The 16,849-nt window shown below is 65.8% G+C and carries 19 protein-coding genes and 1 pseudogene; 9 read left to right on the forward strand and 11 right to left on the reverse strand.

All coding sequences use genetic code 11. The annotated features are described in order from the left end of the window. The 3 genes from ACNA7R_RS10195 to ACNA7R_RS10205 form a co-directional block, all read right to left on the reverse strand. Window positions 1-356: thiamine pyrophosphate-binding protein (locus tag ACNA7R_RS10195; protein WP_416283459.1), on the reverse strand; the 356-nt coding region annotated here is incomplete at its 3' end. Beyond that, a complete protein-coding gene (locus ACNA7R_RS10200; protein WP_416283460.1) occupies window positions 353-1,702 on the reverse strand; it encodes an isochorismate synthase in 1,350 nt (449 codons plus the stop codon). The genes ACNA7R_RS10200 and ACNA7R_RS10195, both read right to left, overlap by 4 nt. A gap of 47 nt (window positions 1,703-1,749) precedes the next feature. Further along, on the reverse strand, window positions 1,750-2,349 hold the full coding sequence (locus ACNA7R_RS10205) for a sulfite oxidase-like oxidoreductase (protein WP_416283461.1): 600 nt from the start codon (window positions 2,347-2,349) through the stop codon (window positions 1,750-1,752). A 234-nt stretch (window positions 2,350-2,583) separates the two neighbouring features. Here ACNA7R_RS10205 and ACNA7R_RS10210 point away from each other — a divergent pair, with 234 nt between their 5' ends. Then, window positions 2,584-2,883: a hypothetical protein gene (locus ACNA7R_RS10210; protein WP_416283462.1), complete on the forward strand. Its 300-nt coding sequence runs from the start codon at window positions 2,584-2,586 to the stop codon at window positions 2,881-2,883. A 167-nt stretch (window positions 2,884-3,050) separates the two neighbouring features. Next, window positions 3,051-3,275, forward strand: a complete 225-nt coding sequence (locus ACNA7R_RS10215) for a ribbon-helix-helix domain-containing protein (protein ID WP_008425700.1) — start codon at window positions 3,051-3,053, stop codon at window positions 3,273-3,275. Here the strand turns inward: ACNA7R_RS10215 and ACNA7R_RS10220 are convergent. Continuing rightward, on the reverse strand, window positions 3,272-3,460 hold the full coding sequence (locus tag ACNA7R_RS10220) for a hypothetical protein (protein WP_416283463.1): 189 nt from the start codon (window positions 3,458-3,460) through the stop codon (window positions 3,272-3,274). The genes ACNA7R_RS10215 and ACNA7R_RS10220 overlap by 4 nt on opposite strands. A 152-nt stretch (window positions 3,461-3,612) precedes the next feature. Beyond that, a complete protein-coding gene (locus ACNA7R_RS10225) occupies window positions 3,613-3,675 on the reverse strand; it encodes a hypothetical protein (RefSeq protein ID WP_416283492.1) in 63 nt (20 codons plus the stop codon). Window positions 3,676-3,679: 4 nt separating this feature from the next. On the opposite strand from ACNA7R_RS10225, the pseudogene ACNA7R_RS10230 reads away from it, so the two are divergent. From ACNA7R_RS10230 to ACNA7R_RS10240, 3 genes and pseudogenes are all read left to right on the forward strand, one after another. Next, window positions 3,680-4,939, forward strand: a pseudogene (locus tag ACNA7R_RS10230) (RNA-guided endonuclease InsQ/TnpB family protein); the annotation flags it as partial. 99 nt (window positions 4,940-5,038) lie between these two features. Then, a complete protein-coding gene (gene hisF / locus ACNA7R_RS10235; protein WP_416283464.1) occupies window positions 5,039-5,857 on the forward strand; it encodes an imidazole glycerol phosphate synthase subunit HisF in 819 nt (272 codons plus the stop codon). A 124-nt stretch (window positions 5,858-5,981) separates the two neighbouring features. Continuing rightward, a complete protein-coding gene (locus ACNA7R_RS10240; protein WP_416283465.1) occupies window positions 5,982-6,812 on the forward strand; it encodes a hypothetical protein in 831 nt (276 codons plus the stop codon). Between the two features lie 58 nt (window positions 6,813-6,870). Here ACNA7R_RS10240 and ACNA7R_RS10245 read toward each other — a convergent pair whose 3' ends face one another. Continuing rightward, complete coding sequence (locus ACNA7R_RS10245) at window positions 6,871-7,155, reverse strand: DNA-directed RNA polymerase subunit L (RefSeq protein ID WP_416283466.1); 285 nt, start codon at window positions 7,153-7,155, stop codon at window positions 6,871-6,873. Window positions 7,156-7,245: 90 nt separating this feature from the next. On the opposite strand from ACNA7R_RS10245, the gene ACNA7R_RS10250 reads away from it, so the two are divergent. After that, complete coding sequence (locus ACNA7R_RS10250; RefSeq protein WP_416283467.1) at window positions 7,246-9,009, forward strand: rhomboid family intramembrane serine protease; 1,764 nt, start codon at window positions 7,246-7,248, stop codon at window positions 9,007-9,009. Here the strand turns inward: ACNA7R_RS10250 and ACNA7R_RS10255 are convergent. From ACNA7R_RS10255 to ACNA7R_RS10270, 4 genes are all read right to left on the reverse strand, one after another. Beyond that, on the reverse strand, window positions 9,006-9,629 hold the full coding sequence (locus ACNA7R_RS10255; RefSeq protein ID WP_416283468.1) for an METTL5 family protein: 624 nt from the start codon (window positions 9,627-9,629) through the stop codon (window positions 9,006-9,008). The genes ACNA7R_RS10250 and ACNA7R_RS10255 overlap by 4 nt on opposite strands. 10 nt (window positions 9,630-9,639) lie before the next feature. After that, on the reverse strand, window positions 9,640-10,041 hold the full coding sequence (locus tag ACNA7R_RS10260; protein ID WP_416283469.1) for a hypothetical protein: 402 nt from the start codon (window positions 10,039-10,041) through the stop codon (window positions 9,640-9,642). A 214-nt stretch (window positions 10,042-10,255) separates the two neighbouring features. Beyond that, a complete protein-coding gene (locus ACNA7R_RS10265) occupies window positions 10,256-11,299 on the reverse strand; it encodes a hypothetical protein (RefSeq protein WP_416283470.1) in 1,044 nt (347 codons plus the stop codon). 85 nt (window positions 11,300-11,384) lie between these two features. Continuing rightward, a complete protein-coding gene (locus ACNA7R_RS10270) occupies window positions 11,385-12,296 on the reverse strand; it encodes a permease (RefSeq protein ID WP_416283471.1) in 912 nt (303 codons plus the stop codon). Window positions 12,297-12,433: 137 nt separating this feature from the next. Between ACNA7R_RS10270 and dph2 the strand changes: the two genes are divergently transcribed. Continuing rightward, window positions 12,434-13,483 (forward strand): diphthamide biosynthesis enzyme Dph2, encoded by a 1,050-nt coding sequence (dph2, locus tag ACNA7R_RS10275; RefSeq protein ID WP_416283472.1) that lies wholly within the window; start codon window positions 12,434-12,436, stop codon window positions 13,481-13,483. An 84-nt stretch (window positions 13,484-13,567) separates the two neighbouring features. On the opposite strand, the gene ACNA7R_RS10280 is transcribed toward dph2, so the two are convergent. Continuing rightward, entirely contained in the window at window positions 13,568-14,362 is a 795-nt protein-coding gene (locus ACNA7R_RS10280; protein ID WP_416283473.1) for a superoxide dismutase, read from the reverse strand. A 159-nt stretch (window positions 14,363-14,521) separates the two neighbouring features. On the opposite strand from ACNA7R_RS10280, the gene ACNA7R_RS10285 reads away from it, so the two are divergent. Both ACNA7R_RS10285 and ACNA7R_RS10290 read left to right on the forward strand, forming a co-directional pair. Continuing rightward, complete coding sequence (locus tag ACNA7R_RS10285) at window positions 14,522-15,355, forward strand: MBL fold metallo-hydrolase (protein WP_416283474.1); 834 nt, start codon at window positions 14,522-14,524, stop codon at window positions 15,353-15,355. A 53-nt stretch (window positions 15,356-15,408) separates the two neighbouring features. After that, window positions 15,409-16,320: a hypothetical protein gene (locus ACNA7R_RS10290; protein WP_416283475.1), complete on the forward strand. Its 912-nt coding sequence runs from the start codon at window positions 15,409-15,411 to the stop codon at window positions 16,318-16,320. Window positions 16,321-16,849: the final 529 nt, after the last annotated feature.

Consider the following 16,849-nt stretch of genomic DNA (forward strand, 5'->3'; position numbering starts at 1 on the left):
ATCGTCTGGTTCGCGCCGCTGTCGCGCAGCTCGTGAGGGCGGTCCGCGGTCAGGACGAGCAGCGGGACTCGAGCCTGGTTCGCCTCGATGACGGCGGGGTGAAAGTTCGCGGCCGCGGTGCCGGACGTACAGACCAGGGCCGTCGGCTCGCCGGTTCGTCTGGCCCGGCCGAGCGCGAAGTAGGCGGCCGAGCGCTCGTCGAGATGCGAGAAGATCTCGATATCGCTCTCGGCGAACGCGACCGTGAGGGGCGTCGATCGGCTCCCCGGCGAGAGACAGACCGCCTCGAGCCCGCCCTTCTCGAGTTCGTCGACGAGCGTGCGACCCCACAGCGTCGCGCGGTTGGGCGCGCTCATCTGAGTTCGTCGAGGATCGGCCGGAACTTCAGCTGTACCTCCTCCCACTCCTCCTCGGGGTCGCTGTCAGCGACGATCCCGTTGCCGGCGAACAGCCGTACCGTCCCGTCGGTCGCCAGCCCCGAGCGGATGCCGACCGCGAACTCGCCGTCGCCGACGGCGTCGAACCAGCCGATCGGCGCCGCGTACCAGCCCCGGTCGAAGGACTCGGTCTCCCGGATCGTCTCGAGGGCCGTTTCGGGGGGGACGCCACCGACGGCCGGCGTCGGATGGAGGGCCTCGACGAGTTCGAGGACGTGCCGGTCGGCCTCGAGGGTCGCCTCGATTGGCGTCCGGAGGTGCTGGATCGTCGCCAGCCGGCGGATCGTCCGGTCGTCGATCGTGAGGTCGCTCGCGAGGGGAGCGAGCTGGTCGCGGATCGACTCGACGACGAGCCCGTGCTCGCGCCGGAACTTCTCGCTGTCGAGCATCCGTTCGGCGTACTCCTCGTCCCCCTCGGGGGTGTCCCCGCGGGGAACCGAGCCGGCCAGCGCCTCGGTCTCGACCCGATCGCCGCGTTTCGAGACCAGCCGTTCCGGCGGGGCGCCGAAGAACGTGCCGCTGGTCGCGTCGCCGATCAGGAACCGATAGCAGTTCGGATACTGCCGGCGCAGTCGTTCGACCGTCGCCGGGACGTCGATCGGTCCCTCGAGGTCGACCGACAGCGCCTGCGCGAGGACGACCTTCGTGAGGCCGCCGGCCGCGATCCGCTCTAAGGCCCGCTCGACCTGCCGTCGCCAGCTCTCGAGGGACGTCGTTCGGCGGGTCGAGGCGACGCCGGGCCCCGAGCCGCTCGGCCGCATCGCCGGCAGCTCGAGCAGGCGGTCGTGCCACTCCTCGAGGCGACGGATTGCGCTGTCGGCGTCGTCGCCGATCGCGGTGAGCCACGTCCCCTCGTCGCTCCGGCTCACCAGGAGTTCGGGGACGACGAACGAGGCGGCCTCGAACCCCGTCCAGGGGCCGGTGGACTCGTGGCCGTCGTGAAACGAAAAGCCGCCGAACGCGCGCGGACGAGCGGCGTCCGGACCGGTGTGGTCTAACTCCTCGAAGACCGATACAGCCCGCTCGCGGATCGCGTCGAATCGCGCGGGACCGCGGGCCGTGAGCCGGGCCGCGACGCCGCGTCCGACGACCTCGAGCCCTTCGGGGGTCGCCCACTGGATGCGGCAGGCGTCGTCGGCCTCGCTGATCGCACCGAAGGAGACGTCCTCAAGTTCGCGGCTCCGACTCGCCAGTCCGGTCGCGCCGTCCTCGCTCGCGGGCCGGGAGTCGCCGAGTGGTTGCCGCCCGCCCAACGTTCGGTCCATCGACGGAACGTCAGGACTGGCCCGCCTTCAGCCTAACTATTCGAGAGTTAGCTGTACCGCTCCTCGTTCCAGGGATTCGCCGTCTCCGAGTAGCCCCGTCGCTCCCAGTAGCCCGGCTCGGGCTCGGTGAGGAACTCGATCCCGTCGACCCACTTGGCGCCCTTGTAGGCGTACCTGTGCGGCGTGACGACCCGGAGCGGTCCGCCGTGGTCGGCCGGGAGCGCCTCGCCGTCGTACCCCCACGCGAACAGGACCTCCTCGCGCATGCAGTCCTCGAGCGGGAGGTCCGTCGTGTAGTCGTCGAGCGCCGAGAACATGACGTGGACGGCGTCGTCGCGTACGCCGGCCCGCTCGGCGAGTTCGAGAAACGAAACGCCCGTGAACGCACAGTCGAACTTGCTCCAGCCGGTGACGCAGTGGAAGTCCTGGCGCTGGGTGACCGCGGGAAGGTCGCGAAACTCCTCCCAGGAGAGGGCGAGTTCCTCCTCGACGGCCCCCGTGACGGTGAACTCCCAGGTGTCGGGGTCGAACTTCGGCGTCCCGCTCTTCGAGAGCACCGGGAACGCCGTCGTCTCGCGCTGGCCCGGGGGGAGGCGCTCCTCACCGAACTCCTGGTAGAGGTCCGTGACGTCGGTTACGTCGTCCATGTTCGATCCTCGAGTTCCGGTCACGTAGGTTTGACGTGTTGGTCGGCGGGGCATCACCGGATCGGTCGGACGACGCCAGCGAGGACTCGATCGGTTTCTCGAGAGAAACCGGCCGTTCGCCGGACGGCGGGCGAGGCGAAACGGTTCGAAACGATCGAAACGGTCCGCTAATCCGGCGGTACGTCTCGAAACCCTCGCCACCCCTTAGTACGGCCTCGTCGACCGGAGCAGTGTATGGAAGGCAAACAACAGCTAACGGAACGGGACGTCTCCGGACGCGCAGCCGAAGAGGTCGGCCAACAGGCGATGGGGCCCGCCTTCATGGCGGCCGTCGCCTCGGTCGGGCTCTCGTGGTACTACTTCTTCATGCGCGGCGACCGCGAGCGAGGGATCTTCGTCGGCCTCTGGCCGCCCACCATCCTCGCGTTCGCGAGCTACTTCAACCAGCGAAAGATGCGCCAGCAGATGGACGCGATCACCCGACCCGGAACGACGCTCAAGAACGCCATCGACTCGATGATGGGGAACAAGTAGCCCCACCACTGCGGGTTGTTCGTCGCCGGAACCGATAGCCGGCGCCGCGAACCCCTTCTCGGCGTCACGGGACCGCAAACAATAGTTACACCCGAGAGATCTTTTCTTTCACGTCGGGATAGATTCCCCGCCAGAGCTAAATACCCCCTCGCCGAAAGCCGAATCAGATGCCGAAAGTAGAGATCACCATCCCCGAACATCTCGAGATGCAGATCGCACAGATGGTCGAGCGGGGAGAGTTCGTCAACCGAGAGGAAGCGATCGAGGACCTCCTGTCGACGGGTATCAAGGCGTACAAGACGAGCGGTCCGATGGAAGACGAGGACGAGGGAATGGGCGGTGGCCTCGAGGACGACGGCATGATGGGCCACGACGACGAGTACGTCTTCTAGAGCGCAAACAGGGGAATCCCGAACGTAACCAGGAGTCCGACCAGCAGGACGACGAAGCCGACGCCGACGTCGCGTGCGGTGTAGTCACCCATCGGTGCAGTAGTTCGTTCGGCCTCGAGGTCGTGGCCGACGTCGGCTCCCGAGTCGTGGTCGACCGCCGGATCTGTCTCGCTGTCGTCTGCCATACCCGCACCTTCTCGGCTCGGCTTCTTAACTCTTACAGGCTAAGTCCCCGTCCTCAAGGAGCAACGCAGACCGAAGGTCGAGTACCGCAGTAGGACGGGGATACAGCCGTCAGCCAAGACTCGATTTACAAACGTTCAAGTTGAAAATTCGACTATCGGTTCGTAGTGGTTGAAGAAGCGTTCCAGTACGCTTCCGAGCCCGAGGACACCACCACTGCCGAGAGTGCGTGGCAGGCAATTCAAACCTGCCGCGAAGTGTACAACCACGCACTCACCCAAGAGTACAAACCCGCTCCTGATTACGACAAGCCGTCCTACACCACGATGCAGAATAAGCTTCCCGACTGGAAACGTGAGTGGCCTGAATGGAGCGACGTGTACTCGAAGTGCCTGCAAATGGCAGTGCGCCGTATCAAGCACTCGGAGACCATCCTCGGCAAGTTGAAAGAACGTGGTTTCGACATAGGTGAATTCAAGTGGAAAGCACCGCGAGAGTACCGTAGCATCACGTACAATCAGTCTGGCTTCGACGTGGATAGTAACACGGGTCGGACTGACCACGCTACGGTCGAATTCTCCAAAATCGGCACGTTCCACTTGAACTTCCACCGACCACTCCCAGACAACGCGACGATTAAAGAAGTCATCCTGAAAAAGCAGAAAACAGGTGACTGGACGGTCAGCATCATGGTCGAATACGATGCTGACTACCCAGAGAAACCCGCTGTGGAAGACATCGACGTTGAGGATACCGTTGGCATCGATCTCGGCATTACGAAATTTATTCACGATTCCGATGGGCAAGCGTTCCGGCCGGTAGACGAGAGAGATGACCGTGACCGCATAGAGAAGCGTCACCAGTCTGTTTCTCGCAAGGAACACGAGTCGAACAACTGGAACCAGGCCCGTCAACGTTTAGCGCGAGCCTACGAGCGGTTGTCGAACAAGCGCAAAGCGTATCGAGAAGCTCTCGCCAACGCGTACACGCAACGATACGACGCCGTGTTCCTCGAAGACCTGAACGTCAGTAGCATGATGCAGCAGAACGGTAGTAGTCGGAGTATTGCGTCGATGTCGTGGTATGAGACACTGCAAACGTTCCAACGATTCGGCGAGAAAAACGGGTGTCACGTTGTCCTCGTTCCACCAGAGGGTACGACGAAGCGGTGTGTGCAGTGTGGTGTCGAGTCGGAGAAGCCGTTGTGGGTGCGCGAGCATTCCTGTCCGTCGTGCGGGTTCGAGGCAGATCGTGACCAGAACGCTGCTCTTGAGGTACAGCGCCTTGGATTGCTTGAACTGGGAGTGGTTGAGGATGAATCGGGAGTAGGTCAGGAACTGGCCGAATCAACGCCTGCTGAGACTGGGACCGCTGCGGGGCCTCGCTCTCGCTCGTCTAGAGACGTGGTTCCTGCAAGTGCCGTCGTTGACACAGGAAGCCCCACCCTCAAGGAGCGAACCGCGAACGCGGTGAGCGAGTAGGGTGGGGTAGTTCACATACACCTACACGCGCCGACGGGAAGCGACGGCTGCCCGATCCAGACGGCTTTACTACCCCGGGAACGAAGCCTCGAGCAACGAATGACCCTGACGAAACGCGTCATCCCGTGTATCGACGTCGACCTCGACGAGGACGGCAACCCGGCGGTGTACACCGGCGTCCACTTCGAGGACCTCGAGTACACTGGCGACCCCGTCGAGATGGCCAAGGCGTACAACGAGTCCGGCGCCGACGAGTTCGTCTTTCTGGACATTACGGCGTCGGCGGAGGGCCGAGAGACCATGCTCGACGTCGTTCGCGACGTCGCCGACGAGGTCTTCATCCCGCTGACCGTGGGCGGCGGCATCCGGACGACCGACGACATCAAGGAGACGCTGCGCGCTGGAGCGGACAAGGTTTCGATCACGACCGGCGCCCTCGAGCGACCGGAACTCATCACCGAGGGCGCCCGCGCCTTCGGCAGTCAGTGTATCGTCATCAGCGTCGACGCCCGCCGTCGGTTCGACGAGGACGGCGAGCACTACGTCGAGGTCGACGGCGAGTCCTGCTGGTTCGAGTGCACCAAGAAGGGCGGCCGCGAGGGGACCGGGATCGACGTCCTCGAGTGGGCCGCGGAGGCCGAACAGCGCGGTGCGGGCGAGCTGTTCGTCAACTCCATCGACAAGGACGGCACCAAGGACGGCTACGACCTCCCGCTGACGAAGGCGGTCTGTGATACCGTCGACACGCCCGTCATCGCCTCCTCGGGCTGTGGCGGTCCCGAAGATCTGTACGAGGTGTTCACCGAGGCGAACGCCGACGCGGGACTCGCGGCGTCGATTTTCCACTTCGACGAGCACTCGATTCGAGAGTGCAAAGAGTACCTGGACGAGCGCGGCGTTCCGGTTCGGCTCGAGTAGCTACGGAGCCCCGTCGAGGCTCCCCCACGAGACCGTCGAGCCGATTTCGATCTCGAGGCGCGATCGACGACGGTGACCCCGCGATCCAGTACGCTTATCTCGTCGCGGTCGTGCCCTTCTACCAGTGAAGTGGCGGTGTACCTGGTGTGGGGAACCACACGACGAGAACGACCCCCCGTGTCGCGAGTGCGGGCACAACAGCTTCGAGAAGGCGGTCGTCCGGGAGGGCGAGGCGGAACCGCGTACGGAGACCGTCGACACCGGGACGACGTACGTCTGGCGCTGTCAGAACTGCGGTCGGGACCACGTCAAAAACAACCCGCCGTGTTCGCGCTGTAACGGCCACGACCTCCGGAAGGTCGAGCAGCGCTACGACGGCGTCGACCGGGACCTCGACGTCCCCGGCTGGCTCGAGGTCGCCAAACCCTACCTCCCGGTGTTCGCGATCATCGGCCTCGTCGCCGTGCTGTTCGCGACGGGGATCCTCTCGCCGTCGCTGCTGCCGGGAATCGGATCGCCGTCCCCGCCCGACACACCGGGCGAGGGGACCGAGGCCGCCGGAATCGACCTCGAGGAGACCGAACTCGCGGTCCACGAGCGACTCGAGGACGAACGAACCGACGGCTCGACCGGGTACGACGACGCCCTCGCGTCGTTCGCGGAGTACCAGAACCGGGTGTTCGTCGCGAGCGAGTACGACGACGCCGAGCCCGATCCCGCCCAGCCCGACGAGTTCGGCGTCGACTGCGAGGCGGAGTTCCTGTTCGTCCCGTTCGCGCTGTCGGAGTCGTCGATCGACGACTACGACGACGAGGCGGCGCTGGCAGACGACGTCGCGGCGGCGCTCGCTGGCACCGGCGACGGCGACGACGTCCTGGCCGGTCCGCCGAGCGAGGGGCTCGACGTCCACGTCGGCCCCGACGGAACGATCCACGTCGTCTACGCGGCCTGCTGACTCGAGCAGGTAGTTCTGCTCACGAAAAGTACGACGAAGAGAGCAGCCGACGACCGATCTACGCGGCGGCTTCGAACGCGTCGCGGAACGCCGTCGTCTTCTCGCGGACGTCGGCCGCGCCCGCCTCGAGCGCCTCGAGGGGGTCGACGCCGCCCTCGGTCTTGATCGTCAGGATCGGCTCGGTCTGGCCGCCCGACTGCTCGGGGTTGACGTCGTAGGTCGCCGCGCTGATGTCCTCGTGCTCGAGAAGCGTCCCCTTCAGCACGTTCATGAACGTGTGGTCCTCGCCGGCGATCTCGATCGAGAGTTCGTTCTCGCTGCTCTCGGTGACCCGCAGTTCCATACCCGCCAGTGGGGCCGTCGGGCGCTTGTACCTTTCCTTTTCGACCCCCGCGGCAACAATTCCTATACGGGCTCGGTCGAACCACAGGGTATGGATCCGATCGCGGTCGGCTTCGGACTCGTCGTGCTGGCGACGCTGCTGGGTTCGGTGGCGGTCGTCAGGCGACTGTACCGCCCGGAACGGCCCTGGGGGGAGGCCGCACGGGCTCGACTCGTGTGGGGCGTGCCCTGGGGATCGATCGTCGTCCTCGTCGGCGTCTGCGGCGTCTACCTGTTCGTCCAGGACGGGATCACCGACTTCGCCGATCCCGTCACGCTCCCCTACCGCGCGTGGTCGTACTTCGCCCCGCTGGGGATGCTCACCGCGTCCTTTTCCCACGCCGGTCCGAGCCACCTGCTGGGGAACCTGGCCGGGGCCGCGGTCGTCGCGCCGATCGCCGAGTACGCCTGGGGGCACTACCCAGACGACGAACGGGACTCGCGGCTGGCCGACCCTCGAGTGCGCGCGCTGGTCGTGTTTCCCCTCGTCGTCGTCGCCGTCGGGCTGGCGACCAGCCTCTTCGCGCTCGGTCCCGTGATCGGCTTCTCGGGGATCGTCTTCGCGTTCGCCGGCTTCGCGATCGTCCACTACCCGATCGCGACCCTGATCGGGACGGTCGGGCTGCAGGGGGCGCTGCTGACGGTGTTGCGGGCGCTACAGAGTCCGATCAGCGTCCACGTCGCCGAGGCGAGCCCGCCGGGACCGCCGTCGTGGGCGACGATCGCCATCCAGGGCCACGGCCTCGGCTTCTTCATCGGGATCGTCCTCGGCGTGGTGGTGCTCGAGCGACGGAGCCGCCGTCCGAACCCGCTGCACCTCTGGCTGGCCGTCCTGCTGTTCGGGTTCGGCAAGTCGCTGTGGGCGATCTACTGGTTCGGCGGCGAGAGCACGTTCGTCCTGCTGCAGGGGCCGGGCGTCGTCGTCGTCGCGATCCTCGCCGTCGTCGTCACGGTCGCGGTCACCGGCTCCGCGACGCCGCTGATCCCGCGTCGGCTCCGCCGAACCGAGAAATCGTCCGACCGAACGGCGGCTGACCGCGCCCTCGAACTCGCCCGGACGAGTGCGGACCGAACCGGGGCCCGGCTCGAGCGCGTCGCCGCAATAGCCGGCGGCGGGACGGAAACCGGACGGCGCCACCACAGGCGAGCGGCGTTTCTGGTCGTCCTGCTCGTCACCGCCTCGCTGGCCGGCGTCGCCGTCCCCACGAACCTCCTCCTGATCGACGGCGAGACGACCGCCGACGCCGCCGTCGAGATCGAGGGCTACACCGTCACCTACGAGGAGGCCGCCCAGAATCAGCTCGTCTCTCCCGTCGCCGTCGGCCCGCTCGAGGAGGCCGTCTCGATCGAGTCCAGCGGGGTGATCGTCTCGAACGACCGCCACCAGATCTGGCTCGACGCGGTGTCGAGCCAGCAACTCGCGTTCAGCGGCGAGGAGACGGTGTACGTCGGCGGCCCGGGCTGGCGGGAGGCCGTCACCGTCGAGCGAACCGGCTGGGAGCCCGTCGGCAACGAGACGGTCTACCAGGTCTGGATCGAGGGCGGCGGTGAGGACCGCCAGCTCGCCCACGAGTCGAACGGGTCGACCGCCGACGCGCGGATCGACGGCCGGACCGTGACCGTCGCGACCGAGGACGGCGAGTTCCTGCTCGAGGTGGCCGGACCGGACGAGGACGGGAGTGCGACCGTGCCGGTTCCCGCCGAAAACGAGTCGGCAACTGCGGACGGGCTCGCGTTCGAACGCGAGGACGGGACGATCTACGCGGTTTCGAACGGGACCGAGGTTCCGGTCGCGGTCGAGGAAACGTACACCTAATCCCACTCGATCCGGAAGACCTCGGCCTCGAGCGTGCGCTCGCTCTCAGTGTGGAAATCGAACCGCCGCTCGATCGGGAACTCGGCGCGGAACGCGTGGGTGACGGCGCCGCCGGCGTCGGCGACGAACGACTCGACGAACGACTGGCTCCCCTCGTTGTGGATCGTGTACGAGACGGCCCCGATCTCCCGGGCGGTCTCGAGGAAAGCCCGATCCGCGTGGCGGTTCCCTCGCTGGGCGCCGAAGGGCGGGTTCGAGACGACGGTCGCCTCGGCGGGAACCAGCGGGACCCGCGTCGCGTCGCCGCAGAGCCACTCGATTCGGTCGTCGACGTCGGCCCGACCGGCGTTCTCGCGGGCGAGCGCGAGGGCGTCGGCGTCGACATCGATCCCGACGACGCGGTCGGCGCCGGCCAGGGCGGCTCCGATCGCGAGCATCCCCGTTCCGGTGCCCAGATCGATCACCCGGCGCTCGAGGTCGCCCTGGAGGCCGGCGAGGTGACAGAGGTGGGCGGCGATCTCCGGCGGCGTCAGGTACTGCTCGAGGGAGGCCGACGGCTCGGCGAAATCGGTCAGCGACTCGAGCCGACGGGCGAGCGTGCGCCGGGAGGGGCCGGACATTACGCCGGCGTCAGCGCTCGAGGGTAATGGGTGCGTCGAGTTCGAGGGCGATGCCCTCACGATCCGCGCGCTCGGCGCAGGCCGCGAGCGCGGGCCGGACCTTCTCGGAGTTCGCGACGGCGTCGGCCGACACCGTCACCGAGTCGACGCCGAGGAACGCACCGGCGCGGACGTAGCTCCGGATGCGGTCGACCTCGCTCTGGGTGGCGAGCGAGCAGTCCTCGTCGAAGCAGGCATCGAGGGAGAGTTCGGTCGGCGAGAGCCCCTCGTCATGCAGTTCGCGCTTGAGATCCCGGAGGTACTCCGGCGCGGTCGATTCCAGTGCGGTCGCCTCGATCGTGACGGGCGTGACGTCTGCGGGTCGACAGCGATCGATCGGCGACTCGAGTTCGGGACCGGACGTCGTGCTCATTGCGAGTGCATACATGACCTGCATACAAAAACATTTCTGATGCTCAGAGGTAATACCGCAACGTCGAACGGCGTGGCTCAGGGGCGGCGATCGACGGGCCAGAACGAGGACAGTGGACGCTATCCGGTCGAAAACGGCGTGACCGAGTCGGCCCGGAGCACGAACGGGCCGGCTCGAAAAAACGTTCAGTGCGGGAACAGCCCACTGGGGCACCTTACTCGCTCGGCGGTGCCGGTTCCGCTTCCGCCTCCGGTTCGGGCTCGGACTCGTCGTGATCGACGTCCTCGTCGGATCGGGCGGCGACCAGTCCGCCGCGGGCGACGCTGTACAGCGGTTCGCTGGCGTGGGAGACGCCGCTGATCGAGAACGGAAGGCTCGCCTCACGGAGGTGGTCGCGGAACAGCTTCTCGAAGCCGCGCGGGCTCGAGGTGCCGCCGGTGACGACGACGGGAATGTCCAGTCCCTCCTCGATGTCCTCCTCGTCGACCTCGCTGACGATGTTCTCGATGACGTAGTCGAGCAGGTTCTCGTAGTAGATCGACAGCGCGCCCTCGACCCCGCCGACGTCGGTCGTGAAGTCGAGTTCGAAGTCGTCCTCCTTGATCGAGGTGACCTTGTCGACGGGCGTCCCGGTCGCGCGGGCGGCCTGCTCGTCGACCCAGTCGCCCCCGCGGGCGACGGAGAACTTCATCACCGGCACCGCGTAGTAGGCCAGACAGACGTTCGTCATCCCGGCGCCGAAGCTGATCCCCAGCCCGGTGAAGTTGTTGTCCGCGAGCTCGCTGTAGATGACCGACATCCCCTCGTTGATGGGTTCGGCGTCGTACCCCATATCGTCGAGGAACGACTCGATCGTCTTCTGGTGGTACAGCGTCGAGAGCTCCGAGTCGATCGGATCCGCGGGCGTCGAGAAGTACACCTTCTCGTCGGGACGGTCGGGTTCGCCGACGACCTGCTGGATGATGAGTTTCATCATCGGGATCGCGCTCTGCTCGTCGTTCGAGAGGATCCCGTGTTTCATCGGGCGGCGCGTCTCCTTGTTGAAGATGTTCGCGAAGTTAAGCGCGTCGTCGCCGACGACGTACACCTTGTCGTCCTTGCGGATGTGCAACACCTCGCTGCGGGCGAGCATCTGCTCGGCCATATCCGAGTAGCCGATCTCCACGAAGGAGTTGCGTTGCTGTACGAACACCGTGTCGTTTCCGTCCTGCTGTGCCGACAGGATGTTCATCGTGCCGACGTCTAGGCCTTTGGCCATACCGGCAAACGTACCCGTTATGTTATAAGTTTAATGGCAAGAATATCTTTATTTATGAACTATAGCGGAAAGCGAAATAGTCGGACTACGATCGATCGAGCAGCGCGCGGACGCGAGCGACTATTCCCCCGAGGACGTCGTTCGAGCCGGCATCAGCCCGGTTTCGCTCCTCCCGCTTTCGCTCCCGGAGTTCGGTCAGCTTCGCCGTCTGGTCGTCGACCGTCGAACTCGAGGCGGTTGTCTTCGTTTCCCGGCCCTGGAGCCCCTTCAGACCCGCGACGGCGTCGTCGACCCCCGACGAGCGGGTCGTCGTCGTCCCCTCCCCCGGATCCATCGAGACGTCGTCGAACCCGTCGTCGTCGAACTCGAGGCGCTTGTGGTCGGTCTTCTCGACGCCACCCCAGGAGAGGTCGACGCTGGCCATCGCCGCGTCGATGTCCTCGCGGATGTCCGCCATCGTGAGTCCCTCGTCGGCGTCGTCGCCCTCGTCGGCTTCGGCCGACTCCGCCCGACGCGCCAGCTCGAGGTAGTGGCCGACCAGCGCGGCGCCGGTCGAGGCGACGAGCCCGGTGAGACCGACCGCGTACGCGGTGACGACCTCCACCGTGTAGTCGACGTCGCCGACGAAGTACCAGTGGCGCGGGTACGCGTACAGGAAGCCGGCGACGGCGAGGGCCGTAATCGTCGCGCCGCCGGCAGCGGCGTACAGGGTTCGCCGATCCGAGGGCAACAGGACGACCACGCCGAGCATCGTCGCCGGCAGCGACAGCAGCCCCAGCGCGTACGCCGGCTGGAGCAGGTCGTAGTAGGCGCTCTCGAGCGTTCGGGCCTCGTAGGTGCTTCCCCAGAGGAAAAGCAGGAGGGCCGTCGCTCCGATGCCGATGCCGCCGAAGAAGAGGCCGAACCCGACGTAGACGTCGGTGTGCCCCTCGGGCTCGCCGACGTACCGCCGGTAGAGCTCGAGGAGGTGGCCGTCAGGGGACTGTTCCGTTGTCATAGCACCCTGATTTTTACTCCAACACCATGACTTTTTGGTTCAGTTATATGTAAAATAGAGAGTGTGTTCGGAACAGAGGGGTAGGTGGCCGTCCGGGAAGCGCCGCCGTTATACGTTCGTGGCCGTAACCGGAGACAATGAGCCAGGAGTCGGAGTACAGCGAGGGAGACCTGCGGAACGTGGGGATGAGCCTCAAGCACGACCGGGAGTGGGACTACGAACTCGAGCGGATTATCGAGGCGATCGAGGAACGCGACGCCGAAACCGTCGGCCTGCAGTTCCCCGAGGGACTGAAACGCCGCGGGCCGAAGGTGGCCGACGACCTTCGGGAGTTGGCCGGCGACGACGTGACGTTCATGCTCTCGGGCCAGCCCTGCTACGGTGCCTGCGACCTCGACACCTACCTGATGAAACGCACCGACGTGTTCGTCCACTTCGGCCACTCGCCGATGAAGAACACGGACAAGGTGATCTACGTGCCGCTGTTCTCGAACGTCGAGGTCCAGCCGATCATGGAGGAGGCGCTGGACACGCTCGAGGATCCCGACGAGACGGAGGGTGTCGGTCTCGTCACGACCGCCCAGCACATGAACCGTTACGAGGAGATGACCGAGTTCCTCGAGGAGCGGGGCTACGAGGTCCAGAGCCGCCGCGGCGACGAACGGCTCACCCACGAGGGACAGGTGCTTGGCTGTAACTACGCCAGCGCCGACGTCCCCGCCGACCAGGTACTGTACGTCGGCGGCGGGAAGTTCCACCCGCTGGGGCTGGCAATGGAGCACCCGGACAAGCACGTCGTCATCGCCGACCCGGTCAACAACGTCGTCACGGTCGCCGATACCGAAAAGTTCCTGAAACAGCGCTACGCCTCGGTCCACAAGGCGATGGACGCCCAGAAGTGGGGCGTCATCTTCTGTACGAAGATCGGACAGGGCCGCTGGGACCAGGCCCAGGAGATCCTCGCGGACAACGACGACGCCTACCTCATCACGATGGACGAGGTGACCCCGGACCGGCTGCGCAACTTCGACATGGACGCGTTCGTCAACACCGGCTGTCCGCGGATCACGACCGACGACGGTCCGCAGTTCCACAAGCCGATGCTCACCCCCGGCGAGTACGAGATCGCCGTCGGCAACAAACCGCTCGAGGACCTCTCGTTCGACACGTTCCACGGCACCTGGTAGCCGGCTTCAGGGAAACGATCCCGACCGAACTCCGGCTCGAGCGCCGTGTGCCGTGTGCCGTTCAGTCGAGAAATCCGACGCCGATCACTCCTTCGACTCGTCGCCCGTCGCGTCGGCGACCTCGTCGGCTCGAGTCTGTGTCAGGAACTCGTAGCGATTACAGACGTCGTCCCAGTCGACGACGTTCCACCACTCCTCGACGTAGCTCCCCCGTTCGTTCTCGTACTGGAGATAGTAGGCGTGCTCCCAGACGTCGAGGGTAAGAATCGGGATCGCGCCCTGGTGGGCGAGTCCGTTCTGGGACTCGACCTGACCGATCACCAGCAGGTCGGCGACCGGTTCGTAGAACAGCATCGCCCACCCGTTGCTCTCGACGTTCTCGGCCGCGGCGGTGAACTCCTCGCGGAACGCCTCGAACGAGCCGAACTGCTCGTCGATCGCGGCCCCGAGTTCGCCGTCGGGTTCGCCGCCCCCGTCGGGACTCATATTCTGCCAGAAGATGGTGTGATTGATGTGTCCCGAGAAGTTGAACGAGAAGTCCCGCTTCGCGGCCTTAACGTCCTCGTAATCGCTCTCCGAGCGCATCTCATCGAACGTATCGAGGGCGGCGTTGGCGCCGTCGACGTACCCCTGGTGGTGGACGCTGTGGTGGAGCTCCATGATCCGCTCGTCGATGTGGGGCTCGAGGGCGTCGTACTCGTAGGGGAGTTCGGGAAGCGCGTACCGGCCGTTCTCGGTCGCGCCGTACCCCTCTACGTCGCCGTCGTCGCCGGCACCGGCCGCCGACGTCGAGCCGATGAGCGCGAACCCGGCGAGCCCGCCGACGGTCTGGAGGACGTCGCGTCGCTGTCCGGTCGGGAGGAGCGAGTCGTTCGACATACGGGAGTATACCGACGTGACGCCGCATCAAGATGCACCTGGCAGTCGAAAGCTACAAACAACGACGAGCGATAATTAAATCAAAATCCGAGCGAGCCGTCGATCGGCGCCGAGCCGGGAGACACAACACTTACCCAGCCGGTTCGCACATCCTCGAGTATGCCAACCAGCGACTGGGACGACTGGCTCGTTCGCGACATCGAGGACGCCTCCCCCGGGGGTGTCGCCGTCTGGTATCTGGGCTGCAACGGGTTCGTGCTGAAGGGCAGCAACGGGACGACGGTCTTCATTGATCCGTACGTCGGACTGGGCGATCCACCCCGAACGGTGCGGATGATCCCCGTACCGTTCGATCCCGACGATATCGATGAGGCCGACGCCGTCCTCGCGACCCACGAACACACCGACCACGTCCACGGGCCGAGCCAGGCGCCGATCCTCGAGAACACGGGCGCGACGTTCTACGCGCCCGACGACAGCCTGACCGTCGCCCGCGAGGACGAGTCCTGGACCGAGGAGTACGACGTCGCGGACGACCAGTTCGTCGAGATCGAGGAGAGTGAGACGATCGAGATCGGCGAGTTCACGGTCCACGTCGAGGACGCGAACGATCCGGACGCGACCCACCCCGTCAGCTACGTCGTCGAACACGAGGCCGGGACCTTCTTCCACGGCGGGGACACGAAACCGTCCGACGAGTTCGAGCGGATCGGCAGCGAGTACGACATCGACCTCGGTGCGCTTGCGTTCGGTACCGTCGGGCGAATCCCCGACAAGGAGACGGGCGAACCGAAGCGGACGCGGTGGTACAACGACGAGAACCAGATTGTCGAGGCCGCCGCCGACCTCGAGCTCGAGGCGCTATTGCCGAGCCACTGGGACATGTGGCGCGGGCTCACGTCCGATCCGAAGGTGCTCCATCACCACGCCAAGAGCTTCGAGTACCCGAACCGGCTCGAACTCGTCGAGATCGGTGACCGCGTGGATCTCTAGCAAACCTACCTGAAACGCAACGCGTTTACCGCTCGACGGCCGAGAACCGGTCGATGGGCGAGACGATTCCGATTGCCGTTCCGCGAAAGGGTCGCCCGCTCGAGTGCGTGCTCGATCGCATCGCCGCGCGCCTCGACGTGCCGGCCCTCGCGGACGACGTCACCTCGACGCTCCGCCACGAAAAGGCCCTCACCAAGGGACGCCTCGACGCCGAGGCGGACGTTTACCATCGTCTCGCCACCTACAGCGCCGTCGACGACCCGACCGAACCCGAGTACACCCTCCTGCGGGACGACCGGGCCGGGAAACCCCGTCGGATCGTCTTCGACAGCGTCACGATCCCGCTCGAGGACGGAAACGGCACCGAGATCCAGCTCGTCGGCCGCGAGGAGCCGTTCCGCGCGCTGCGGACCCACGAGTTCGCGCTCGGATTCGACAGCGCCGACCTCGTCCTCGAGGAGGTCGTCGAACTCCGACCCGAACCGCTGAACCGGATCGCCGACGTCAACGCCCGGATCAATCCCGTCGACACCGACGTTCGGGTCGTCACGGGACTGGGCGATACCGTCTACCACACGCTGATGGGGACGCCGGAGACGGCGCCCCAGCAGGCGCCTATCGACCGGGACTTCCTCGAGAGCTACGAGGGACCGCTCTGTATCGAACCCCGCTACGAACGGCTGGTACAGGCCGTCCTGGGGACGAAGACCCTCGATGGCGTCGACTTTCGCTACCCCGCTGAGGGCCGCGAGGAGGAGGCCGCGATCGCCGACGCGGGGCTGGGCGTCTACCTGACGGTCACCGGCTCCACCGCTCGCGAGCACGGACTCGTGCTGGGCGAACAGCTGTTCCCCAGCGAGACGGTGTTGCTCGAGAACGGCTCGGAGGTAACTGAGAGCGTCGCCGCGGTGCGGTCGGCACTAGCGAGCGGTACCCCCGAGACCGAACTCGCGGTCCCAAACTGACTCTCTCGTTTTCGTATCGATCACTGTCCGGCTCGAGAGCGTTCGCTTCGGCCGAATTTCGTATCTTGCTTATCGGAACCCTCCTCGAAATTTGGTATACCGATATATGGTTTACCCGTCCGAGAACAGTCGACTCGGTCCTGGGACGAGGTTCCGGCGAGAGTCCTCGCGGCCTCCATCGAAGGCGAACGACGGTCGACGGGGTCTCGGGATACACGACAGCGAGCGAGTTTCGAGTCCCCGGTCGATCCGACGACGCTCGAGGTGAACGGCTGCTCTGTCGACCACCGGTGCCGAGCGCGTTCCGACACACCGTCGGTCATCGGGAAGAGGAGCCTCCAGCCCGATTCTCCCGCAGCGCGAGGTCAAGACTGTTCGCGGCCACGGCGCGTCGATCTGCGAGTTCGTCGGACGGGAGCCAAGTCGGAATCCGTCGAGTTCGACGCACTCGTCACTTCGGCTCCGGTGGAGTCGTCAGCGACCAAGCATCCGGTGGCGACCGGGAGTCCGGACTTCGTACCCGGGATCG

Source organism: Natronococcus sp. (genome assembly GCF_047921035.1).
Lineage (GTDB): Archaea > Halobacteriota > Halobacteria > Halobacteriales > Natrialbaceae > Natronococcus.